Origin of the sequence: Paraburkholderia dipogonis, from assembly GCF_042680985.1 — a bacterium.
Taxonomy (GTDB): domain Bacteria; phylum Pseudomonadota; class Gammaproteobacteria; order Burkholderiales; family Burkholderiaceae; genus Paraburkholderia; species Paraburkholderia phytofirmans.
The window spans coordinates 1-18,112 of sequence record NZ_JBHUFR010000036.1; the positions used below are offsets into that span (position 1 = coordinate 1).

The 18,112-nt window shown below is 61.1% G+C and carries 16 protein-coding genes and 1 pseudogene; 9 read left to right on the plus strand and 8 right to left on the minus strand.

Going from position 1 to position 18,112, the window contains the following annotated elements:
• Window positions 1–310: 310 nt before the first annotated feature.
• Window positions 311–1,192: an isocitrate lyase/PEP mutase family protein gene (locus tag ACFSNN_RS37300; protein ID WP_134464301.1), complete on the minus strand. Its 882-nt coding sequence runs from the start codon at window positions 1,190–1,192 to the stop codon at window positions 311–313.
• A 203-nt stretch (window positions 1,193–1,395) separates the two neighbouring features.
• On the opposite strand from ACFSNN_RS37300, the gene prpR reads away from it, so the two are divergent.
• The 3 genes from prpR to ahpF all read left to right on the plus strand — a co-directional run bounded on the left by prpR (window position 1,396) and on the right by ahpF (window position 5,836).
• Entirely contained in the window at window positions 1,396–3,387 is a 1,992-nt protein-coding gene (prpR, locus tag ACFSNN_RS37305) for a propionate catabolism operon regulatory protein PrpR (RefSeq protein WP_134464303.1), read from the plus strand.
• A 140-nt stretch (window positions 3,388–3,527) separates the two neighbouring features.
• Window positions 3,528–4,091 carry an alkyl hydroperoxide reductase subunit C gene (gene ahpC / locus ACFSNN_RS37310; protein ID WP_134464305.1) on the plus strand — a complete coding sequence of 188 codons (564 nt, stop codon included), beginning with the start codon at window positions 3,528–3,530 and terminating at the stop codon, window positions 4,089–4,091.
• Between the two features lie 152 nt (window positions 4,092–4,243).
• Window positions 4,244–5,836 carry an alkyl hydroperoxide reductase subunit F gene (gene ahpF / locus ACFSNN_RS37315; RefSeq protein ID WP_134464307.1) on the plus strand — a complete coding sequence of 531 codons (1,593 nt, stop codon included), beginning with the start codon at window positions 4,244–4,246 and terminating at the stop codon, window positions 5,834–5,836.
• A gap of 113 nt (window positions 5,837–5,949) precedes the next feature.
• Here ahpF and ACFSNN_RS37320 read toward each other — a convergent pair whose 3' ends face one another.
• Complete coding sequence (locus tag ACFSNN_RS37320) at window positions 5,950–6,363, minus strand: DoxX family protein (RefSeq protein WP_134464309.1); 414 nt, start codon at window positions 6,361–6,363, stop codon at window positions 5,950–5,952.
• A gap of 77 nt (window positions 6,364–6,440) precedes the next feature.
• Window positions 6,441–7,166 (minus strand): pirin family protein, encoded by a 726-nt coding sequence (locus ACFSNN_RS37325; RefSeq protein ID WP_134464311.1) that lies wholly within the window; start codon window positions 7,164–7,166, stop codon window positions 6,441–6,443.
• 131 nt (window positions 7,167–7,297) lie between these two features.
• Between ACFSNN_RS37325 and ACFSNN_RS37330 the strand changes: the two genes are divergently transcribed.
• On the plus strand, window positions 7,298–8,185 hold the full coding sequence (locus tag ACFSNN_RS37330) for a LysR family transcriptional regulator (protein WP_134464313.1): 888 nt from the start codon (window positions 7,298–7,300) through the stop codon (window positions 8,183–8,185).
• On the opposite strand, the gene ACFSNN_RS37335 is transcribed toward ACFSNN_RS37330, so the two are convergent.
• A complete protein-coding gene (locus ACFSNN_RS37335) occupies window positions 8,182–9,198 on the minus strand; it encodes a 1-aminocyclopropane-1-carboxylate deaminase (RefSeq protein ID WP_134464315.1) in 1,017 nt (338 codons plus the stop codon). The genes ACFSNN_RS37330 and ACFSNN_RS37335 overlap by 4 nt on opposite strands.
• Window positions 9,199–9,362: 164 nt before the next feature.
• Here ACFSNN_RS37335 and ACFSNN_RS37340 point away from each other — a divergent pair, with 164 nt between their 5' ends.
• The 5 genes from ACFSNN_RS37340 (at window position 9,363) to katE (ending at window position 14,944) form a co-directional block, all read left to right on the plus strand.
• Window positions 9,363–9,890, plus strand: a complete 528-nt coding sequence (locus ACFSNN_RS37340) for an Lrp/AsnC family transcriptional regulator (RefSeq protein WP_134464317.1) — start codon at window positions 9,363–9,365, stop codon at window positions 9,888–9,890.
• 148 nt (window positions 9,891–10,038) lie between these two features.
• Window positions 10,039–10,563: a peptide-methionine (R)-S-oxide reductase MsrB gene (gene msrB, locus ACFSNN_RS37345; protein WP_134464319.1), complete on the plus strand. Its 525-nt coding sequence runs from the start codon at window positions 10,039–10,041 to the stop codon at window positions 10,561–10,563.
• A 23-nt stretch (window positions 10,564–10,586) separates the two neighbouring features.
• Window positions 10,587–11,333, plus strand: a complete 747-nt coding sequence (gene msrA, locus ACFSNN_RS37350; RefSeq protein WP_134464321.1) for a peptide-methionine (S)-S-oxide reductase MsrA — start codon at window positions 10,587–10,589, stop codon at window positions 11,331–11,333.
• Between the two features lie 370 nt (window positions 11,334–11,703).
• Window positions 11,704–12,600 carry a MipA/OmpV family protein gene (locus tag ACFSNN_RS37355; protein ID WP_134464323.1) on the plus strand — a complete coding sequence of 299 codons (897 nt, stop codon included), beginning with the start codon at window positions 11,704–11,706 and terminating at the stop codon, window positions 12,598–12,600.
• A gap of 202 nt (window positions 12,601–12,802) precedes the next feature.
• A complete protein-coding gene (gene katE, locus ACFSNN_RS37360; protein WP_134464325.1) occupies window positions 12,803–14,944 on the plus strand; it encodes a catalase HPII in 2,142 nt (713 codons plus the stop codon).
• Between the two features lie 336 nt (window positions 14,945–15,280).
• Here the strand turns inward: katE and ACFSNN_RS37365 are convergent, their stop codons facing one another.
• From ACFSNN_RS37365 to ACFSNN_RS37380, 4 genes and pseudogenes are all read right to left on the minus strand, one after another.
• Window positions 15,281–15,601 (minus strand): hypothetical protein, encoded by a 321-nt coding sequence (locus ACFSNN_RS37365; protein ID WP_134464329.1) that lies wholly within the window; start codon window positions 15,599–15,601, stop codon window positions 15,281–15,283.
• 235 nt (window positions 15,602–15,836) lie between these two features.
• On the minus strand, window positions 15,837–16,136 hold the full coding sequence (locus ACFSNN_RS37370; protein WP_134464331.1) for a PAAR domain-containing protein: 300 nt from the start codon (window positions 16,134–16,136) through the stop codon (window positions 15,837–15,839).
• Window positions 16,133–16,729, minus strand: a complete 597-nt coding sequence (locus ACFSNN_RS37375; protein ID WP_377747603.1) for a hypothetical protein — start codon at window positions 16,727–16,729, stop codon at window positions 16,133–16,135. The genes ACFSNN_RS37370 and ACFSNN_RS37375 overlap by 4 nt, the downstream gene beginning before the upstream one ends.
• A gap of 38 nt (window positions 16,730–16,767) precedes the next feature.
• A pseudogene (locus ACFSNN_RS37380) lies at window positions 16,768–18,112 on the minus strand (hypothetical protein); the annotation flags it as partial.

Here is an 18,112-nt window from a genome sequence, read left to right on the forward strand (position 1 = left end):
AGGATCGCTTCACCAGGCATCATTTGTAGAATGCAATTGACGACCTGTCAGACGGCAGGTTTTTATCTGCCTTGCACACAAAAATTCAGACACTCCCCGCCTCCGCAGAGCTGTGAGCCGCAGAGCAGCAGAGCGGCAATCCACGATCCGCATTCCGCAAGACCGCAAGACCGCAAGACCGCAAGACCGCAAGACCGCAAGACCGCAAGACCGCAAGACCGCAAGACCGCAAGACCGCAAGACCGCAACCGCGAGCCACAAGCCCACCGAGCGGCTACCCCCACCCAAAACACACCTTCCCCGCCACCGCTCACTCCTTCGCGGCATACTCCCGATCCAGCTTGTCATACAGCGGCTTATTGACCAGCCGCTGGCGTTCGCTGAACGGCGCGACCAGCGTGGCGTCCTCGTCGAGACGGCCATTGCTCTTGAGCGTGCCCAGCGCGCGCTGCATCCCGAGCACCGCGCCTTGCAGCGCCGCGTTCGCGTACAGCACGATGCCGTACCCAAGCTTGGCGAGCGCCTCGCGCGATTGCACGGGCGTCTTCCCGCCGATCACGATATTGATCAGCTGCGGCTTGTCGAACAGCCCCGGCAAACGTTCGATGTCGGCAAGCGATTCGGTCGCTTCGATGAACAGAATGTCGGCGCCGGCTTCGATGAAGCGATGGCCGCGCTCGATCGCGTCCTCGATGCCGTGGACCGCGGCCGCGTCGGTGCGCGCCATGATCTGCAGATTGCCGTCTTCGCGGGCATCGGCGGCGGCGCGGATCTTGCCGACCATCTCGCTTGCGCTGACCACTTCCTTGCCGGAGAAGTGGCCGCATTTCTTCGGCATGATCTGGTCTTCGAACTGGATCACGTCGGCGCCGCTGCGCTCGAGCACGCGCACCGTCTGGCGCACGTTCAGCGCATTGCCAAAGCCAGTGTCGGCGTCGACGATCAGCGGCAGCGCGACCGCGTCGCGAATCCGCGCCGTATGTTCGGCGACTTCGGCAAGGCCGATGAAGCCGAGGTCGGGCAGGCCGAGCGACATATTGGTGACGCCCGCGCCCGTGATGTAGATCGCCTCGAAGCCGGCGTCCTCGATCACGCGGGCGCTCATCGCATTGAAGGCGCCGGGTACGAGCAGACCTTGGCGTTCGTTGACTTTGGCGCGGAAGGCTGCGCGGCGGGTGGCGGATGTGGTCATGACGGTGTGTCTCCTTTCAGGAAAGTCGGATAAGTGGCGCGAGCGTGAATTTGCAGGAAGCGTGCCATTTTGCCGGCGCGGCGGTTTGTCTCGAACAATCAGCAAGTTAGCGACGGCAAGGCGGCGCGGCGTTCCATGGCACAATGAGAATCTTGTTCCATGAAACGTTTCGTGGAACGTTTCAACGTAACGGGAGCGCCACGGTGTCCACTTTCACGTCGTCCCTTGCGAATCCCGATCCGGGCCGCCCAGGTATTGCTTTGGTGAGTATCAGCCGGTTGCAGTCGCTTTGCGAGACCGTCGCACCGCGCTACGCCGGGCGTGCAAAAATCTTCTCCGTCCGGGAGGGCTACGGCGCCGCAGTCACCGCCTTGCAGGCTTACGTCGACGCGGGCTCCGTCGACGTCGTGCTGGCCGCCGGTTCGAACGGCGCCTACCTGCGCGACAACCTGAATGTGCCGGTCGTGATGGTCAAGGTGAACGGCTTCGACGTGCTCAGCGCAATCACCCGCGCCACGACCAACTGGCCGAACGCGCAGATCGGCCTCGTGCTCCACGAAACGATCTCGCACGAACTGGCCGACCTGAGCGCGTGGCTGAAAGTCAGCCTGAAACAGCGCGCTTACCGTTCCGTCGACGAAGTGCGGCTCGCGGTCGACAGCCTCGCCGCGGAAGGGTGCAGCGTCATCATCGGCCCCGGCATGGCGTGCGACTTCGCCCAGCAGGCGGGCCTCGCGAGCGTTTTCCTGTATTCGCTCGGCGCGGTCGAAGAAGCGTTCGAGCGCTCGGTCGAACTGGCGCGCGTGAGCCGCCAGAAGGAATCGAAGCGCGTGCGCCTGAACACGATCGTGGCGCACTTGCGCGACGGCGTCGCCGCTTTCGACGACGCCGGCCAGGTCGAAGCCGTCAATCCCGCCATGCTCGACCTGCTCGGCCTCAATCGCGAGCGGGACGTGCCGGCGCAAGTTGAACGCGCCGTGGGGCCGTTGCTGCGCGAGACGCTCGAGCACAACCTGCCGATCGAGGAGCGTATCGAGCAGATCGGCGGGCGCGCGCTGATCGTCAATTGCGTGCCGATCGTGGAGCAGGGCGTGCGCTCCGGCTCGGTGATCACGTTGCAGGACGCGCTGGTCGCGCAGCGGATCGACCGCTCGCTGCGCACCAGCCAGCGGCCGAAGCATCTGGTCGCGCGGCATCAACTGGACGATCTGATCGGCGACTCGGCGGCGCTCGAGCGCGTGCGGCGGCTCGCGCGCGCGGGCGCCGCGCACGACGCCACCGTGCTCCTGAGCGGCGAAAGCGGAACCGGCAAGGAACTGGTCGCGCAAGGCATCCACAATGCGAGCCGGCGGCGCGGCAATCCGTTCGTCGCGTTCAACTGCGCGGCTTTGCCCGAAGGGCTGATCGAAAGCGAACTGTTCGGCCACGAGGAAGGCGCGTTCACGGGCGCGCGGCGCGGCGGCAAGCCGGGGCTGTTCGAAATCGCCCACACGGGGACGATTTTCCTTGATGAAATCGGCGAGATGCCGGCGGCGCTGCAAAGCCGTCTGCTGCGCGTGCTGCAGGAACGCGAGGTGATGAAGCTCGGCTCGGGGCGCGCCACGCCGGTCGACGTGCGGGTGATCGCCGCCACGCACCGTGATCTGCACGCGCTGGTCGAGCAGGGCGCGTTTCGCGCGGATCTGTATTTTCGTCTGAATCTGCTTCAGCTAAAATTGCCGGCGCTGCGCGAACGGCGTGACGATGTGCCGCAACTGGCGCGTCACCTGTTGAGCCGCAGTGCGCTCCAATATGGCTTGTCGGAAGGCGCGTTCGAGCGAGTGCTGGCGTTTCTCGCGCCGCTGTTCGAGCACTACGCGTGGCCCGGCAATGTACGGGAGCTGGAAAATCTGCTGACGCGCGCCGCGATATATTGCGGCGATGTAGCAGGCGATGCCGGTCAGGATTGGCAGGCGATGTTTCCGGAATTCGGGCGTATGAAGGCGGCGGCCGCCAAGGCAAGCGACCTCGGCACGAGCGGGACACAAAACGGCGCAAACGGCGTAAATGCCGCCGCTGAGCCCGCCCCTAGCCGCATCAGCCCAACCCGCGAAGACGCGCTCCACGCTCTCGAACAGTCCGGGGGCAACCGCGCCGCGGCGAGCCGGGCGCTGGGCATTGGCCGTACTACCCTCTGGCGTCTTCTGAAAGACTGAGCCCGCGGCGCGATAGTCTTCCGCAGCGCGATAAATAGTGTCAGACTATCGTCATCATTAAAACACAACGCTTTACCTATTAAGCGCCGTCTGACATACTGACTCCACTTTCCAACCACTCCGAAAGAGGACTCAGCAAAATGCCGATCATCAACAGTCAAGTCAAACCGTTCAAGGCGCAGGCTTATCACAATGGCGATTTTCAGACCGTCACGGAAGAAAGCCTGAAGGGCAAGTGGTCGGTGTTCGTTTTCTACCCGGCTGACTTCACCTTCGTGTGCCCGACCGAACTGGGCGACCTGGCAGACCGTTACGACGAATTCAAGAAGCTCGGCGTCGAAATCTACAGCGTGTCGACCGATACGCACTTCACGCACAAGGCATGGCACGACACGTCGGACACGATCCAGAAGATCAAGTACCCGATGCTGGCTGACCCGACGCTGGCCATCTCGCGCAATTTCGACGTGTTGATCGAAGAAGAAGGCCTGGCACTGCGCGGCACGTTCGTGATCAACCCGGAAGGCGAAATCAAGCTGGCCGAAATTCACGACAACGGCATTGGCCGTGACGCCGGCGAACTGCTGCGCAAGGTGCAGGCAGCGCAATACATCGCGGCTCACCCGGGTGAAGTGTGCCCCGCCAAGTGGACGCCGGGCGCAGAAACGCTGACCCCGTCGCTCGACCTGATCGGCAAGATCTAAGGTCTCACGACCTTTCGCAGTCGGCGCCTCGCGGCGCATCACCGTGCGGATCGCTTATTACAGTGATTCGCGCGTGCCCGGGCCGCACCCGTCCTATCCGGATGCGTGCGGGGCCGGGAACCCAACACCCATCGTCACGGAATCGAATAGCCATGCTTGATGCCAATCTCAAGACTCAGTTGAAAACGTACCTCGAAAAGGTTAGCAGGCCTATCGAGATCGTCGCGTCGCTCGACGACAGCGCAAAATCGCAAGAGCTGCTGGCATTGCTGAACGATATCGCGACGTTGTCGGAGCGCGTCAACGTGATCGAGCATCGTGGCGACGCCGAGCGTAAGCCGTCGTTTTCGATCGGCGAGCCGGGCAAAGACACGGGCATCCGATTCGCCGGCATTCCGATGGGTCATGAATTCACATCGCTCGTGCTTGCGTTGTTGCAGGTGGGCGGTCATCCGGTCAAGCTCGAAGATGCCGTGATCGAACAGATCCGCAACCTCGACGGCGACTATCAATTCGAAACGTATTTTTCGCTGTCATGCCAGAACTGCCCGGAAGTCGTCCAGGCACTGAACGTGATGGCGCTGATCAACCCGCGCATCCGCCACGTCGCGATCGACGGCGCGCTGTTCCAGAACGAAGTCGAAGCGCGCCAGATCATGGCGGTACCGACCATGTTCATGAACGGCGAAGTGTTCGGCCAAGGCCGCAGCGGCGTGAAGGAAATTCTCGCGAAACTCGACACCAACGCCGGTGCGCGTGCTGCGAAAGAGCTGGAAAAGAAACCGGTGTTCGATACGCTGATCGTCGGCGGCGGCCCCGCGGGCGCGGCTGCGGCGATCTACTCGGCGCGCAAGGGTATCGCGACGGGCGTGGTGGCGGAGCGCTTCGGCGGTCAGGTGCTGGATACGCTGGCCATCGAAAACTTCGTCTCCGTGACGGAAACCGAAGGACCGAAATTCGCCACAGCGCTCGAGCAGCACGTGAAGACTTATGAAGTCGACATCATGGACGTGCAGCGTGCCGAGGCGCTGATCCCGGGCCGCATCAACGAAGTGCGTCTGGCGAACGGCGCGGTGCTCAAAGCCAAAACGATCATTCTTGCGACGGGCGCACGCTGGCGCGAAATCAACGTGCCGGGCGAGCGCGAGTACCGTAATCATGGCGTGGCGTACTGCCCGCACTGCGACGGTCCGTTGTTCAAGGGCAAGCGCGTCGCGGTGATCGGCGGCGGCAATTCCGGCGTCGAAGCGGCGATCGATCTGGCGGGTATCGTGCGTGAAGTGACGCTGTTCGAGTTCGGCGCCACGCTGCGCGCGGACGAAGTGCTGCAACGCAAGCTGCGCAGCCTCGCGAATGTGACCGTCGTCACGCAGGCCCAAACCACGGAAATCACCGGCGACGGCAAGAAGGTCAACGGTCTGGTCTACAAGGATCTGCGTTCGGGCGAAGTGAAGCAGATCGAACTGGAAGGCGTGTTCGTGCAGATCGGTCTCGTGCCGAACACGGAATGGCTCAAGGGCACGGTCGAACTGTCGAAGCACGGCGAGATCGTCGTGGATGCACGCGGCGCGACGTCGGTGCCGGGCGTGTTCGCCGCCGGCGACGTGACCACGGTGCCGTTCAAGCAGATCGTGATCGCCGTGGGCGAAGGCGCGAAGGCATCGCTTTCCGCGTTCGATCACCTGATTCGCAACAGCGAAGAAGTGGAAGTGGTTGGTGAAGCTGAGGTCGCAGTAGCGGTTTGATGCAGTTGCTAGTGCGAACGGTTTGACGCGAAAAAAAAAAGCCGCCCGGCATCAAACCGGGCGGCTTTTCTCATGGCGCGCCGAACCGTCTCGCAGCACGCAATGCAGCAACTTCAACGCCGATCAATCGAATACTTCCCGGCGCCCGTCACACACAGCAGCAACAGTCCGCCGATGATGCTGATGTTCTTGTAGAAGTGAATCATATTGTCGTACTGCACGGCGCCGGTCATGTTCCAGTAATGATGGCCGATAAACGCGGTGCCGAGCGTATAAAGCGCGAGCAGCAACGCAAGCGGCCGCGTGAAGAATCCGACCAGCAGCGCGATGCCAACAACGAACTCCATCACCACGGCGATCACCGCCGACAACTCGGGCACTGGCGCGCCGCTCGACATCATATAAGCCACGGTGCCGGAGAAACCGGTGAGCTTCGACCAGCCGAACATGACGAACAGCACCATCAACAGAACACGGGCGACGAGGATGACCGCGTCTTTCTGATTTTCAAACAGCGTATAGCGCATGATTTTCTCGATAGGGAAAGAAGAGGGTGGCTCGCCGGACTGTTTCCGGCGAGGCCATGCTTAGCTCATTCGGCCGTTCAAGCCCACAACTCCGACATCTCGATGTTGCGCAAGTCGAACACGAGGACTTCCGCATCGTGGCCTTGCGTGAAGATTAGCGCTTCCTCGCCGCGCACACGTGCTCCATCGCCTTCCTTGAATTCGACGCCGTTCACAGTCACGCTGCCGCGCGCCACGTGGACATACGCATAGCGATCGCTCGCCAGTTCGAGCCGCGCCGTTTCATCGCCGTTGAAGAGACCGGCATAGACCCGCACGTCCTGCTGCACCGTCAATGAATCTTCCGCGCCGTCCGGCGAGATCACGAGGCGTAAAACACCGCGCTTCTGGTCCGCGCCGAAGTGACGCTGCTGATAACGCGGCGTCGTACCCTTCTGTCCCGGCGCGATCCAGATTTGCAGAAAGTGCACCGGATCGCTCTTCGAATGGTTGTATTCGCTGTGCGCGACGCCGGTTCCCGCGCTCATCAACTGGATGTCGCCAGGCACGATCACCGAGCCGGTGCCCATCGTGTCTTTATGCTCCAGCGCGCCTTCCAGCACGTACGAAAAGATTTCCATGTCGCGGTGCGGATGCTTGCCGAAGCCCTGCGCCGGCGCGACGCGGTCGTCGTTGATCACGAGCAGGTCGGAGAAGCCGTTCTGCTTCGGGTCATGATAGTTCGCAAAGGAAAACGTGTGACGCGAGCTGAGCCAGCCGTGCTCCGCGCGGCCGCGTTGATTGGCGTGTCTGATTTCAAGCATCTTTTTTCTCCTTGGGTTGTGCGGTCCGGCCAGATGTTTGTCCGCGATCCATGAATGAGAGTGTAGGTCAATCCAGGCCGGTATAATCGACATGGAATCGGAAACACTGTCACTGTGGAGTGGACAATAGGATGCAACTCGATGACATGCGGATCTTCGTCGCCACCGTCGACGCGCACAATTTCACCGCCGCCGCCAACCGCCTGTCGCTGTCGAAGCAGTTCGTCAGCCGCCGGGTGATGGCGCTGGAGGAAACGCTCGGCGTGCAGTTGCTGATCCGCAATACGCGCAAGCTGGCGGTGACCGATCTCGGCCAGGAGTTTTACGAGCGCGCCAAACGTATCCTCGGTGAAGTGGAAGACGCCGAGCAGGCCATGTCGCTGCGCCGCGCCGGGCCGCGCGGGCTGCTGCGCGTAAGCGCGCCGATGTCGTTTGGCATGGCGCATCTGTCGCCGCTCGTGGCGATGTTTCTGCGCGAGCACGGCGACGTGCGCTTCGAGATGGAATTGAGCGACCGCACGGTGGATGTGGTCGGCGAGGGCTTCGACATGGCGATCCGGATCGGCAGCTTGCCGGATTCCACGCTGATCGGGCAGAAGCTTGTGGATATCCGGATGGTGGCCTGCTGCAGTCCCGGTTATGCGCGGCGCCGTGGCGCGCCCAAGGTGCCCGGCGATCTGGAGCGCCATTCCTGTCTGTTATACGGGCACGGCGGCGCGGTGAGCTGGGAGTTTGTCGTCGATGGCGTGACGAAAGGCGTCGAGGTGCACGGGCCGTTGCGCGCGAACAATGGCGAACTGGTGCGCGATGCCGCCGTCGCGGGACTAGGAATTGTTCGGCTTCCTGATTTTATCGTCGCGGATACACTTAAAAGCGGCCAGCTCGTGCCGGTGCTCGAAGCATTCCTGCCCACCGCGACGAGCGTCTACGCGGTGTATCCGCAGCACAGGCAAAGCTCCCTCACGATCCGGGCCTTCGTGGAATTCCTGAGGGAGCATTTGAGCAAGCGCCTGGTTTAGCCGTTGCGGAAAATAAAGCTGTAGCCGTTCAGCGCGGGCACGCCGCCGAGGTGCGCATACAGCACGCGCGAACCTTCGGGGAATTCGCCGTTGCGCACCATCTCGATCATGCCGTGCATCGATTTGCCTTCGTAGACGGGATCCGTCAACACGCCTTCCAGGCGCGCGCACAAGCGAATCGCTTCGAGCGTGCCGTCATTCGGCAAACCGTATTCCGGGCCGCCGAAACGCTCGTCGAGTACCACGTCCTTGCTGGTGATATCGCGTCCCAGGCCGACCTGTTCCGCGGTTTGCTTCGCGATCCGGGTGATCTGCTCGCGCGTCTGCGCGGGCTTTGCCGACGCGTCGATACCGATCACGCGCCCGGCGCGGCCGTCATCGGCGAAACCCACTACCATGCCGGCCTGCGTGCTGCCGGTCACGGAACACACGACGATGTAGTCGAACTTGAAGCCCAATTCCGCTTCCTGCTGGCGAACCTCCTCCGCGAAACCGACGAAACCGAGTCCGCCGAGCGGATGGTCGGAGCAGCCGGCCGGGATCGCATACGGCTTGCCGCCGGCGGCCCGCACGCTTTCCAGCGCATCTTCCCAGCTCTTGCGAAAGCCGATGTCGAAACCATCGGCCACGAGGCGCACGTCGGCGCCGAGGATTCGCGACATCTGGATGTTGCCGACCCGGTCGTAGACCGCATCCGAGTAGTTCACCCAGTTCTCCTGCACCAGCACGCACTTCATGCCCAGATGCGCCGCCACGGCCGCCACCTGGCGCGTCTGGTTCGACTGGATTCCGCCGATCGACACCAGCGTGTCGCAACCCTGCGCGAGCGCTTCGGGGATCAGATATTCGAGCTTGCGCGTCTTGTTGCCGCCGAACGCAAAGCCGCTGTTGCAGTCTTCGCGCTTCGCATACAGATGCACTTTGCCGCCGAGGTGGTCGCTCAGGCGCTTGAGCGGCTGGATCGGCGTCGGCCCAAAGGTCAGCGGGTAACGAGGGAATCGTTGCAGGTTCATGGCAGCTCCGTGGTCGGGGTAGGTGGGACGCGAACGGCAGCCGGTCGCGTTGATCAAATGGTAGGGAAAACAGCTGGAAATGAGCTTGCGAAAAAATTGGATTGGGCATACTTTTGGAAAGCCAAACTCTCGATCCGGTTAAGAATTCGACCGTATAGGAACTCATGAACGCAACAAAAATTCGCAGCACTCCGACAGCGTTAGCAACCGCCACGGTTGCGGCCGATCCGCTGCAGGCGCTTGACCGCATCGACCGCGCGATCTTGCGGCAGTTGCAAACCGATGCGTCGATTTCAAACGTCGCGCTCGCGGCGAAGGTCAAGCTGAGCGCACCGGCGTGTTTGCGGCGGGTGGAGCGGCTCAAGGAGTCCGGGCTGATCCGTGGCGTGGTCGCATTGATCGACCCGAAGGCGGCGGGGGCGGGGATGCTGGTGATCATCGGCGTGGTGCTGGACCGCTCCACGCCGGAGTCGTTCGCCGAGTTCGAGAAAGCGGCGCAGAAGGTGGCCGGCTGCATGGAATGCCACGTGGTGACCGGCGAATTCGACTACTTCATGACGATCCGCACGCGCGACAGCGACAGCTTCAACCGCCTGCACGCGGAACAGTTGCTCTACCTGCCGGGCGTTCGGCAAATCCGCTCGTTCATGGTGCTCAAGGAAATCCTCTCGACCACTAAATTTCCGCTGTAATTGCCGTGACCGCAGCCACCATGGCACGAAAAGACGCGCATGCTGTCATTTATCCCGCTCTCGTGCGACCAAGCATCGGGACCACTCGCGGGCGGCGCGGTCAGCGCCGGGAACGGGTGAACGGTACGGACTTTCCGGAGCGATCATCATGGCTTGCAACAGACGGATATTCTTCAGGTTAATCGGTGCGCTGTCGCTGGCCGGCGGCGCCTCGGCGTGGCGCACGACGCGCGCGGCGCAACCGGCGCAAGCGCCAGGCGGCAGCGCGGCAGCCGCCTACGAGGTCACGCACAGCGACGCCGAGTGGCGCAAATTGTTGAGTGACGCGCAATACCGGGTGCTGCGCGAGGCGGGTACGGAGCGCCCGTTCACCAGTCCATTGAACGACGAGCACCGCGCCGGCACGTTTGCCTGCGCAGGGTGCAAACTGCCGCTGTTCTCGTCGAAGACCAAATTCGACAGTGGCACGGGCTGGCCGAGTTTCTGGCAACCGCTCGACCACGCGGTCATCACGCATACCGACAAGTCGTTCGGCATGACGCGCGACGAAGTGCTATGCCGGCGTTGCGGCGGCCATCTCGGCCACGTGTTCGACGACGGCCCCAAGCCGACCGGCCTGCGCTATTGCATGAACGGTCTGGCGATGACGTTTACGCCCGCCTCGGGCGCGTGAGTTCAGCAAAGCAGGTGACCAATATGACGAAGTTCGAGAAACGCATTGATGGCAAGCCGGCGCGCTCGCGCCTGGCGGCGATTTCACTCTCGGTTGGATTCGGCGCGTTGGCGCTGCTGCTGGCGCAGCGCATGGCGTTTTCATCGGAGGCCGCCGTCGTAATTGCGCCGCCGGCGCTCGACGAACCGGTGTCCGCCACGACTGCGCACGAAGAGACCGCGGTCTTCGCTGGAGGCTGCTTCTGGGGCGTGCAGGGCGTGTTCCAGCACGTACGCGGCGTAACGAAGGCCGTCTCGGGGTACTCGGGCGGCCAGCGCGACACCGCACAGTACGAAACGGTCAGCGGCGGCGAGACGGGGCATGCGGAGTCAGTGCAGGTGACGTTCGATCCGACCAAGGTCACTTACGGCCAGTTGCTGCAGGTGTATTTCTCCGTGATTCAGGACCCAACGCAATTGAACCGCCAGGGACCGGATAGCGGCACGCAATATCGCTCGGCGGTGTTTCCGCTAAACGATACGCAGCGGCGCGTCGCGCAAAGCTATATCGCGCAACTCGACAAGGCGCGCTCCTTCCCGGCGCCTATCGTCACGAAGGCCGAGCCGTTCAAGGGCTTTTATCCCGCCGAGTCATATCACCAGAACTATCTGACGCTACATCCCAACTCGGCGTATATCGCGATCAATGACATGCCGAAGGTTGCCAATCTGAAGCGTCTGTTCCCGAATCTGTATCGCGACAAGCCGGTGCTGGTCGAAGCATCGCAGTAGGGCACGAATGTGTCCGGCGCCGTTCGTACGGTGCCGGCCATGTCTTGCTCGTTGCATCCGCATCCGCATCCGCTCATTCTCGCCTCTGTCTTCAGCCCATCCGAGCCCGTTCTCCAGTGACTTGGCCCGCATTTTGCACTAGTGCGTCCATCGGCAAATCTTTCGCACCGCTCTGTTCAGACAAATGCCTCTATTTACAGACTTCTGACCAGATGCGGGGCGTGTGGTTCGCCGAGCGACACGTGTCATTCGCTGAAAAAATTACATGCCGCAAGTACTAACGCGGCGGTCGCCCGGGTGCTTTTTATCCCTTGCGGATGCCGGGGCGAGAACATAACCCCTTCGCGATATGCGAGATCGGAGGCTTCTGGTGTTTAACAGCCGTAGAAAGCGGGGCGGCAAGCCCCGCAATAAACAAACAGGCATCGCGGCAACTTCCCTGGTGGCGGTGGCGATCGGCGGCGTCGGTGTCATGCCTGATTCGGCATCGGCGCAGACGCCCTCGCCACTGGGCGAATGGCAATATTCGGTCGGCATTCCACTGCAGAAGATGTGGCAGCCCAATATTCCGGACTGGCAGGTGCGGGTTGGCGCGGCGACGTCGTTCCAGCCGCGCTATGAGGGCTCCGACCGGTATCACCTGATGGCGGGACCCAGTATCGACGTGCGCTACAAGGATCTGTTCTTCTTCTCGAGCGGCGAGGGTCTCGGCGTCAACTTCGCGCAAGGCGAGAACTGGCGCGCAAGTCTTGCCGCCGTCTACGATCTCGGACGCCGCGGCCACGACGACCCGCAAGAGTTGGACGGCCTCGGCAATATCAACCCGGCGCCGGGCGTCAAGCTGTCCGGCGAGTATGTGATCTCGAAGGATTTCCCGCTCGTGCTGCGTGCGGACGTCAGGCGCTATTTCGGCGGCTCAAACGGCTGGATCGGCGATCTCGGCGCCTATATGCCGATGCCCGGCAGCACCAAGAAGTTCTTCTGGTTCGCCGGGCCGAACGTGACGCTGGCGGACTCCACTTATATGAATAGCTGGTTCGGCGTGAATCAGACTCAGGCGGCGAATTCGAAATACTCGCAGTACCACGCGAGCGCGGGCTTCAAGTCGGTGGGCTTCGGCATCAGCGCCGTATGGCTGTTCGACAAGCACTGGTTCGCCACCGCGGACGGCGCCTTCGAACAACTGGTGGGCAGTGCGGGCAATAGTCCGGTCACGCACCGCAAAGCCAACGGCGTTGCCGATATTTCGATCAACTACCGCTTCTGATCGCGCGCTTTGACGCTTCATCGGACGGACGGCGGCGCGCGATTCACGGCGTGCCCGCCGCATCGCGCGTTCAGCATCGCTCATGCACCAGCTAGCGTGATTGGAGACGAACTAACGCGGGTATATCGATTGCTGCCTTGTTTCGGTGCGTCAGCCCGGATTTCCCCGCCGGCACGCCCCCGAACGCAAGGAGCAGATTCTCATGGCAGGTAAAACGACCACGCAGAAGCCCGCAGCGAAGAACGCGCAGGCGACTAACCCGCAAGCAACGCAAGCTCCGCAAGCCGATCCGAAGTCGAAGGATCTCGAACAGTTTCGAGTCAGTCCGGAAGGCCAGGCGCTGAGAACCAATCAGGGCGTCAAGATCTCCGACAATCAGAACAGCCTGCGCGCCGGTCCACGCGGCCCCTCGCTGCTCGAAGATTTCATCATGCGTGAGAAGATCACGCACTTCGACCACGAACGCATTCCCGAGCGCATCGTGCATGCGCGCGGTTCGGCGGCGCATGGCGTATTTCGGGTGTACGAGTCGATGAAGGAGTACACCAAGGCCGCGTTCCTGCAGGACCCCGCTGTCCAGACGCCGGTTTATGTGCGCTTTTCCACGGTGCAGGGTCCGCGCGGTTCCGCCGACACGGTGCGCGACGTGCGCGGCTTCGCCGTGAAGTTCTACACGCAGGAAGGCAATTACGATCTGGTCGGCAACAACATGCCGGTGTTCTTTATTCAGGACGCCATCAAATTTCCCGACTTCGTCCACGCGGTGAAACCGGAAGCTCCGAACGAAATGCCGACCGGCGGCTCCGCGCACGACACCTTCTGGGACTTCGTCTCGCTGGTGCCGGAGTCCGCGCATATGGTGCTGTGGACTATGTCGGACCGCGCGATTCCGCGCAGCCTGCGTACCATGGAAGGCTTCGGCATTCACACGTTCCGTTTTGTGAATGCGCAAGGCAAGGGACGGTTCGTCAAATTCCACTGGCGCCCGGTGCTGGGCTCGTACTCGCTGCTGTGGGACGAAGCGCAGAAACTGGCCGGCAAGGATCCTGACTTTCATCGGCGCGATCTGTGGGAGTCGATCGAATCGGGCAACTTCCCCGAGTTCGAACTCGGCGTGCAGATCATTGAAGAAGCCGACGAGCACAAATTCGATTTTGACCTGCTCGATCCGACCAAGCTGATTCCCGAAGAACTCGTGCCGGTCAAGATCATCGGCAAGATGACGCTTAATCGCAACCCGGATAACTTCTTCGCCGAGACTGAACAGGTGGCGTTTCACCCGGGGCATATCGTGCCGGGCATCGATTTTTCGAACGATCCGCTGTTGCAAGGCCGCTTGTTCTCGTACACGGATACGCAGATCAGCCGGCTGGGCGGTCCGAACTTCCATGAAATTCCGATCAACCGGCCGGTGTGCCCGTTCAATAACAACCAGCGCGACGCGATGCACCGCCAGACGATCAATGTCGGCCAGGCCTCGTATGAGCCGAATTCGTTGAGCGGCGGCTGGCCGAAGGAAACCGATCCGGCGCCGTCCGACGGCGGCTTCGAAAGTTATCAGGAGCGTGTGGAAGGCACCAAGATTCGCGTGCGCAGCGAATCGTTCGCCGACCATTTCTCGCAGGCCGCGCTGTTCTATAACAGCATGTCGCAGCCTGAGAAAGACCACATCGCCGCGGCCTATCAGTTCGAACTCGGCAAGGTGACGAAGCCCGAGATTCGCGCGCGCGTGGTGAACGAGATTCTCGCCAACTTCGACGCGGGACTCGCGGCGCAGGTAGCCGAGGGGCTCGGTTTGGCGGCGCCGAAGAAAGGCACGGCGAAGCTGACCGGACCCAAGGAATCACCCGCGCTGAGCTTGCTTAACCGCGTGCAGCCGGGCATCAAGACCTGCAAGATCGCGTTGCTCGCCGCGCCGGGTTCCGATGGCGCCGCCATCAAGAAGCTTCAGCAAGCGCTGCAAGGCGAGGGCGCGGTGCCCATGCTGATTGCGCCGACGCTCGCCGCGATCGACGGCATGGCGCCCGACGCCACGATTGCCGGCTTGCCGTCGATCGTGTTCGACGCGGTGATCGTGGTGGGCGGCGACAAGGGCGCGAAGACGCTGGCGCAATCAGGCGACGCGCGGCATTTCGTGCTCGAGGCGTTCAAGCATCTGAAGGCGATCGCGGCGATCGGCGCGGGACGTGACGTGCTCACTGCCGCGCACTTGCCCGACAATGCCGACGGTGTTGCCACCGGCGACGACAAGCAGGCCGCCGACGTGCTGAAGGCCTTCATCAAGGCGGCCGAGCAGCATCGCGTGTGGTCGCGGGCGAAGCAGGCCGAGACCGTGCCGGCTTGAGCGTGCGGTGAGTTGTTAAGGGACCTGGCTGGTGCGTACTGGCCGGGTCTTTTTTATGTTGCAGCGTAGGGAGTGGTAAGGATTCACGCGTGTGCCGTGCAGACGATGCGTGTTCTTCGGCGCGGCGGCGGAAGTGGCAGCTGTCGACACGGTCGTCGGACCTTCGGCGATATCGCCAGGACGCGACGCTTGCACTGTTTGCGGGTACAGCACGCGAGAGAGTGGGCTGGAGTCAATCATGCGGTTTTCGCCCGTCAATCCCGTAGTGCCGCAGTGTCTGAGAGCCTCGGCACACAGGGAACGATGTCTCGCGGACGCAGCGTCGTATCGCCGGGGTCACCTGAGAAAGACGCGCGCGTACTTGTGCCAGAACACCCTGAACTCCAGACGCATTCCCACACTACGTATTACAACTGGTCGTTGCATGTCGGGGAGCGCACCAGACTCCAACCGCCAGGCAGCGAATTTGCGCACCAGTAAAACGCACTCCCAACTGTCGGGCGCTGTCGAAGCTGCAAGCGGGCGTACGGACAGGCGACCGTCAGACGAACGGGAGAGCGGGCGGCGGCCGGTTGCGGCAGATACTGTTAGCCAGTCAATCTGCGTCTGCACGCGGATGATGACCTGCGCCAGGTCGGCGAGATTCGCCTGCTGCATGCTCGCGAGTTGCGCCTGAAGCGCGGCAGGTGACACACCGTCAGGAATGCTGGTCGTGTGACAGTTGCAGGGCATGGCGGCGTTTCGGTAATGAGGCAAGTCGGCGTAACAGGTCGGCGGGTTTCATACGCGCGATATGGGCCGCGAGTTCGTAACGCACGTTTTCCGCAACGAGGGCGCGCGATGATTCGACGGACGCGTCATAGCCTGGACGTGGACTGGCAGACTGATTCGATCACACGCCGGCGCCAGGCAAGCGCGTTGCGTCGAAACTCGACAGGCCGCTGATCAGGCTGGAAACCAGCCGGCAACCGCACGTAGTGAGATGCCCATGACGCGCGACGGGCGCACCGTGATCGGTAATCCTGCTGTCGCCCTCAAGAATCACATTGGGTTCGACTTCAGGGTGCAGCGGACATTTCACAAGATCGCCCTTGCGGGCTACGCGTCGCCCGCCATAGCGCATCGTGTCTGAAGCGGTGATGACTTCGCCGCCGTGGTCGGTGGTGTCGCCGAGTCGGATAAGGTTGATCATGGGTTTATGCCTTTGCCAGCTTCAGCGGAAGTATCTGAAAATTCAACGCTTCGAAGAATTTTTAACGCGTATGGAAGCATGTCGCTTTTGGCATCGACAAGTCGCTTCACTTGGCCGTCTCCGCAGATCGCTTTTGTTTCATGGAATAAGCAATAGGAGATATGTCGCATACGACGGGACGGTTCCCCATCCTGGTCGTCCTGAATTGTGTAGAAGCCGCTACTATTCCGTGAATCAAGAGGAAACGTCTTTGTTACATCCTTCAGGTCCGATATTTCATCTTCAGAAGCGTCGCCAAAATCGGGAACCCATTTTCTTTCTTTCGCGTCAAAACGAGCCCCGAATTCGATTGCAACCTGATTTTTGTTGGCGAATCTACCTCGGCATGTCATTTCGAATCCAAACGATTTCACCCCTCCATTTAAATGGACCTTGGCTTCGTATCCGGCATATTTGAAGCCGTTGTCCGCTGTTGGCTCGATAATCAATCCGTGAAAAACATCCATGAGCGAAAAATTGCATGTATCAATGTGCATGGTGATACGCGTGCCATGAGTGTCAATATTCTGAGCATGGCAAGGTGTAAGAGCCATAACGATGCACGTGGAAAAAATAGTCTTAATCATAATCTTTAATATCGTCTTGGCTGATAACCTTCAGGAAAAATCAGCGGCTCGCCATGCGCATTTGGAAAAAAATACTCACCTACCACAGCCAGAGCCTGTCCGAATCCCACGCAACGCGCGATATAACCGTTGAACGGATGGTTCGGATGTCCAACGGCGGCTGGAAGGTTTGCGGTCGCCGACGCGTCTCGAAAATTATCACTGTGATAGTAAATTTTTGTTGCCGATATCGTGTTAATTCCCGGGTGATGAGGATCCGGAGGAGGCGTGGCGGAAACTTCTCTGCGCTCCAGTCTAATATCACGATCCGCGTACTTGGCCATGCCCATCATAGACCAGTAATATCCAGCGCTGTCTGATGGCGATATCAGATCGCGATTTAAGTTCCGGTTGTCTCCGACATCATCTCGCCAGCGAATTACGAGCGGCGTTGCCCCGTTCACGCTGTCCGCGTTGTACTCCTGAGCTTGCTGACGATGCGCGTCGGCCGTTGCATGTGCGTGCAGGACCGTGTTACGTGTCGCTTGGGTTATTTGGTTTCCACGCCCTCTGAAGTCCCAATAATCAAAGTAGTTCTTCGGATGTGTCAGTTGAAGAAATCCTCTTCCATCCCAAGGGTAATACCACATTTCATGGTTGTCCTCGTGCATGGCGGCAAGCCACCCTGTTTCCTGCAAAGAATTTCCAAGAAGAACTGCAATGCGCTGTGGGGAATCAATCTTATATTTCCGAAATGTCTTGTTCAGCGGAATTCGATAGTCGTCCATGATGTCTTGTCTGACCCTGGACATCCGTACACTCTCGTAATAAACAGCGTGATGTGGACCTTCACGCAAGACTTGTTGCGGAAGCAATTGTTTGAACTCGCTCGCACTGAACCAGGCACACATTCTGAAGTGCCGTATAAACGCCGTCGGCGGCAAATGCCACACCTCATTGGCATGAGGCAGATCAGGGTCGCTGATGTCTTCCCAGAACGCCAGATCGCGCGCATGGTCCATCAGCCTGTTGAAAGCCTCATCCGACAACGGATTGGCCAATGCCTCATGCGGACTCTTCAGCCAGTCATACCGCGCCGTCAGTCCGTCACGACTCCACTCGGATGGAAACCTGCACACGGCACGCGCCATGCGCTCGCGGATCGCATCTGTCCCGAGTGCGCTCACCGCATCCGCGTGGCTCACATGCCCCGCATGATTGACGTCCAGCCAGCGCTTTATCGTCGGCGAATCGCACAGACTGTCGGGCGTCGGATCATCGCCAATGAAACTCCAGCCGGCCCACTCCGGGAAATCGGCATCGCTATAGACCCGCACGCCTGCTTTCGAAAGATTGATCCACCCGTCGCCG

Excerpts from the sequence above, each read along its gene's own strand:
- ACFSNN_RS37300 (WP_134464301.1), bottom strand. The coding sequence starts at position 1,192 with ATGACCACATCCGCCACCCGCCGCGCAGCCTTCCGCGCCAAAGTCAAC.
- ahpC (WP_134464305.1), top strand. The coding sequence starts at position 3,528 with ATGCCGATCATCAACAGTCAAGTCAAACCGTTCAAGGCGCAGGCTTAT.
- ahpF (WP_134464307.1), top strand. The coding sequence starts at position 4,244 with ATGCTTGATGCCAATCTCAAGACTCAGTTGAAAACGTACCTCGAAAAG.
- ACFSNN_RS37320 (WP_134464309.1), bottom strand. The coding sequence starts at position 6,363 with ATGCGCTATACGCTGTTTGAAAATCAGAAAGACGCGGTCATCCTCGTC.
- ACFSNN_RS37325 (WP_134464311.1), bottom strand. The coding sequence starts at position 7,166 with ATGCTTGAAATCAGACACGCCAATCAACGCGGCCGCGCGGAGCACGGC.
- ACFSNN_RS37330 (WP_134464313.1), top strand. The coding sequence starts at position 7,298 with ATGCAACTCGATGACATGCGGATCTTCGTCGCCACCGTCGACGCGCAC.
- ACFSNN_RS37335 (WP_134464315.1), bottom strand. The coding sequence starts at position 9,198 with ATGAACCTGCAACGATTCCCTCGTTACCCGCTGACCTTTGGGCCGACG.
- ACFSNN_RS37340 (WP_134464317.1), top strand. The coding sequence starts at position 9,363 with ATGAACGCAACAAAAATTCGCAGCACTCCGACAGCGTTAGCAACCGCC.
- msrB (WP_134464319.1), top strand. The coding sequence starts at position 10,039 with ATGGCTTGCAACAGACGGATATTCTTCAGGTTAATCGGTGCGCTGTCG.
- msrA (WP_134464321.1), top strand. The coding sequence starts at position 10,587 with ATGACGAAGTTCGAGAAACGCATTGATGGCAAGCCGGCGCGCTCGCGC.
- katE (WP_134464325.1), top strand. The coding sequence starts at position 12,803 with ATGGCAGGTAAAACGACCACGCAGAAGCCCGCAGCGAAGAACGCGCAG.
- ACFSNN_RS37365 (WP_134464329.1), bottom strand. The coding sequence starts at position 15,601 with ATGCAGCAGGCGAATCTCGCCGACCTGGCGCAGGTCATCATCCGCGTG.
- ACFSNN_RS37370 (WP_134464331.1), bottom strand. The coding sequence starts at position 16,136 with ATGATCAACCTTATCCGACTCGGCGACACCACCGACCACGGCGGCGAA.
- ACFSNN_RS37375 (WP_377747603.1), bottom strand. The coding sequence starts at position 16,729 with ATGGCTCTTACACCTTGCCATGCTCAGAATATTGACACTCATGGCACG.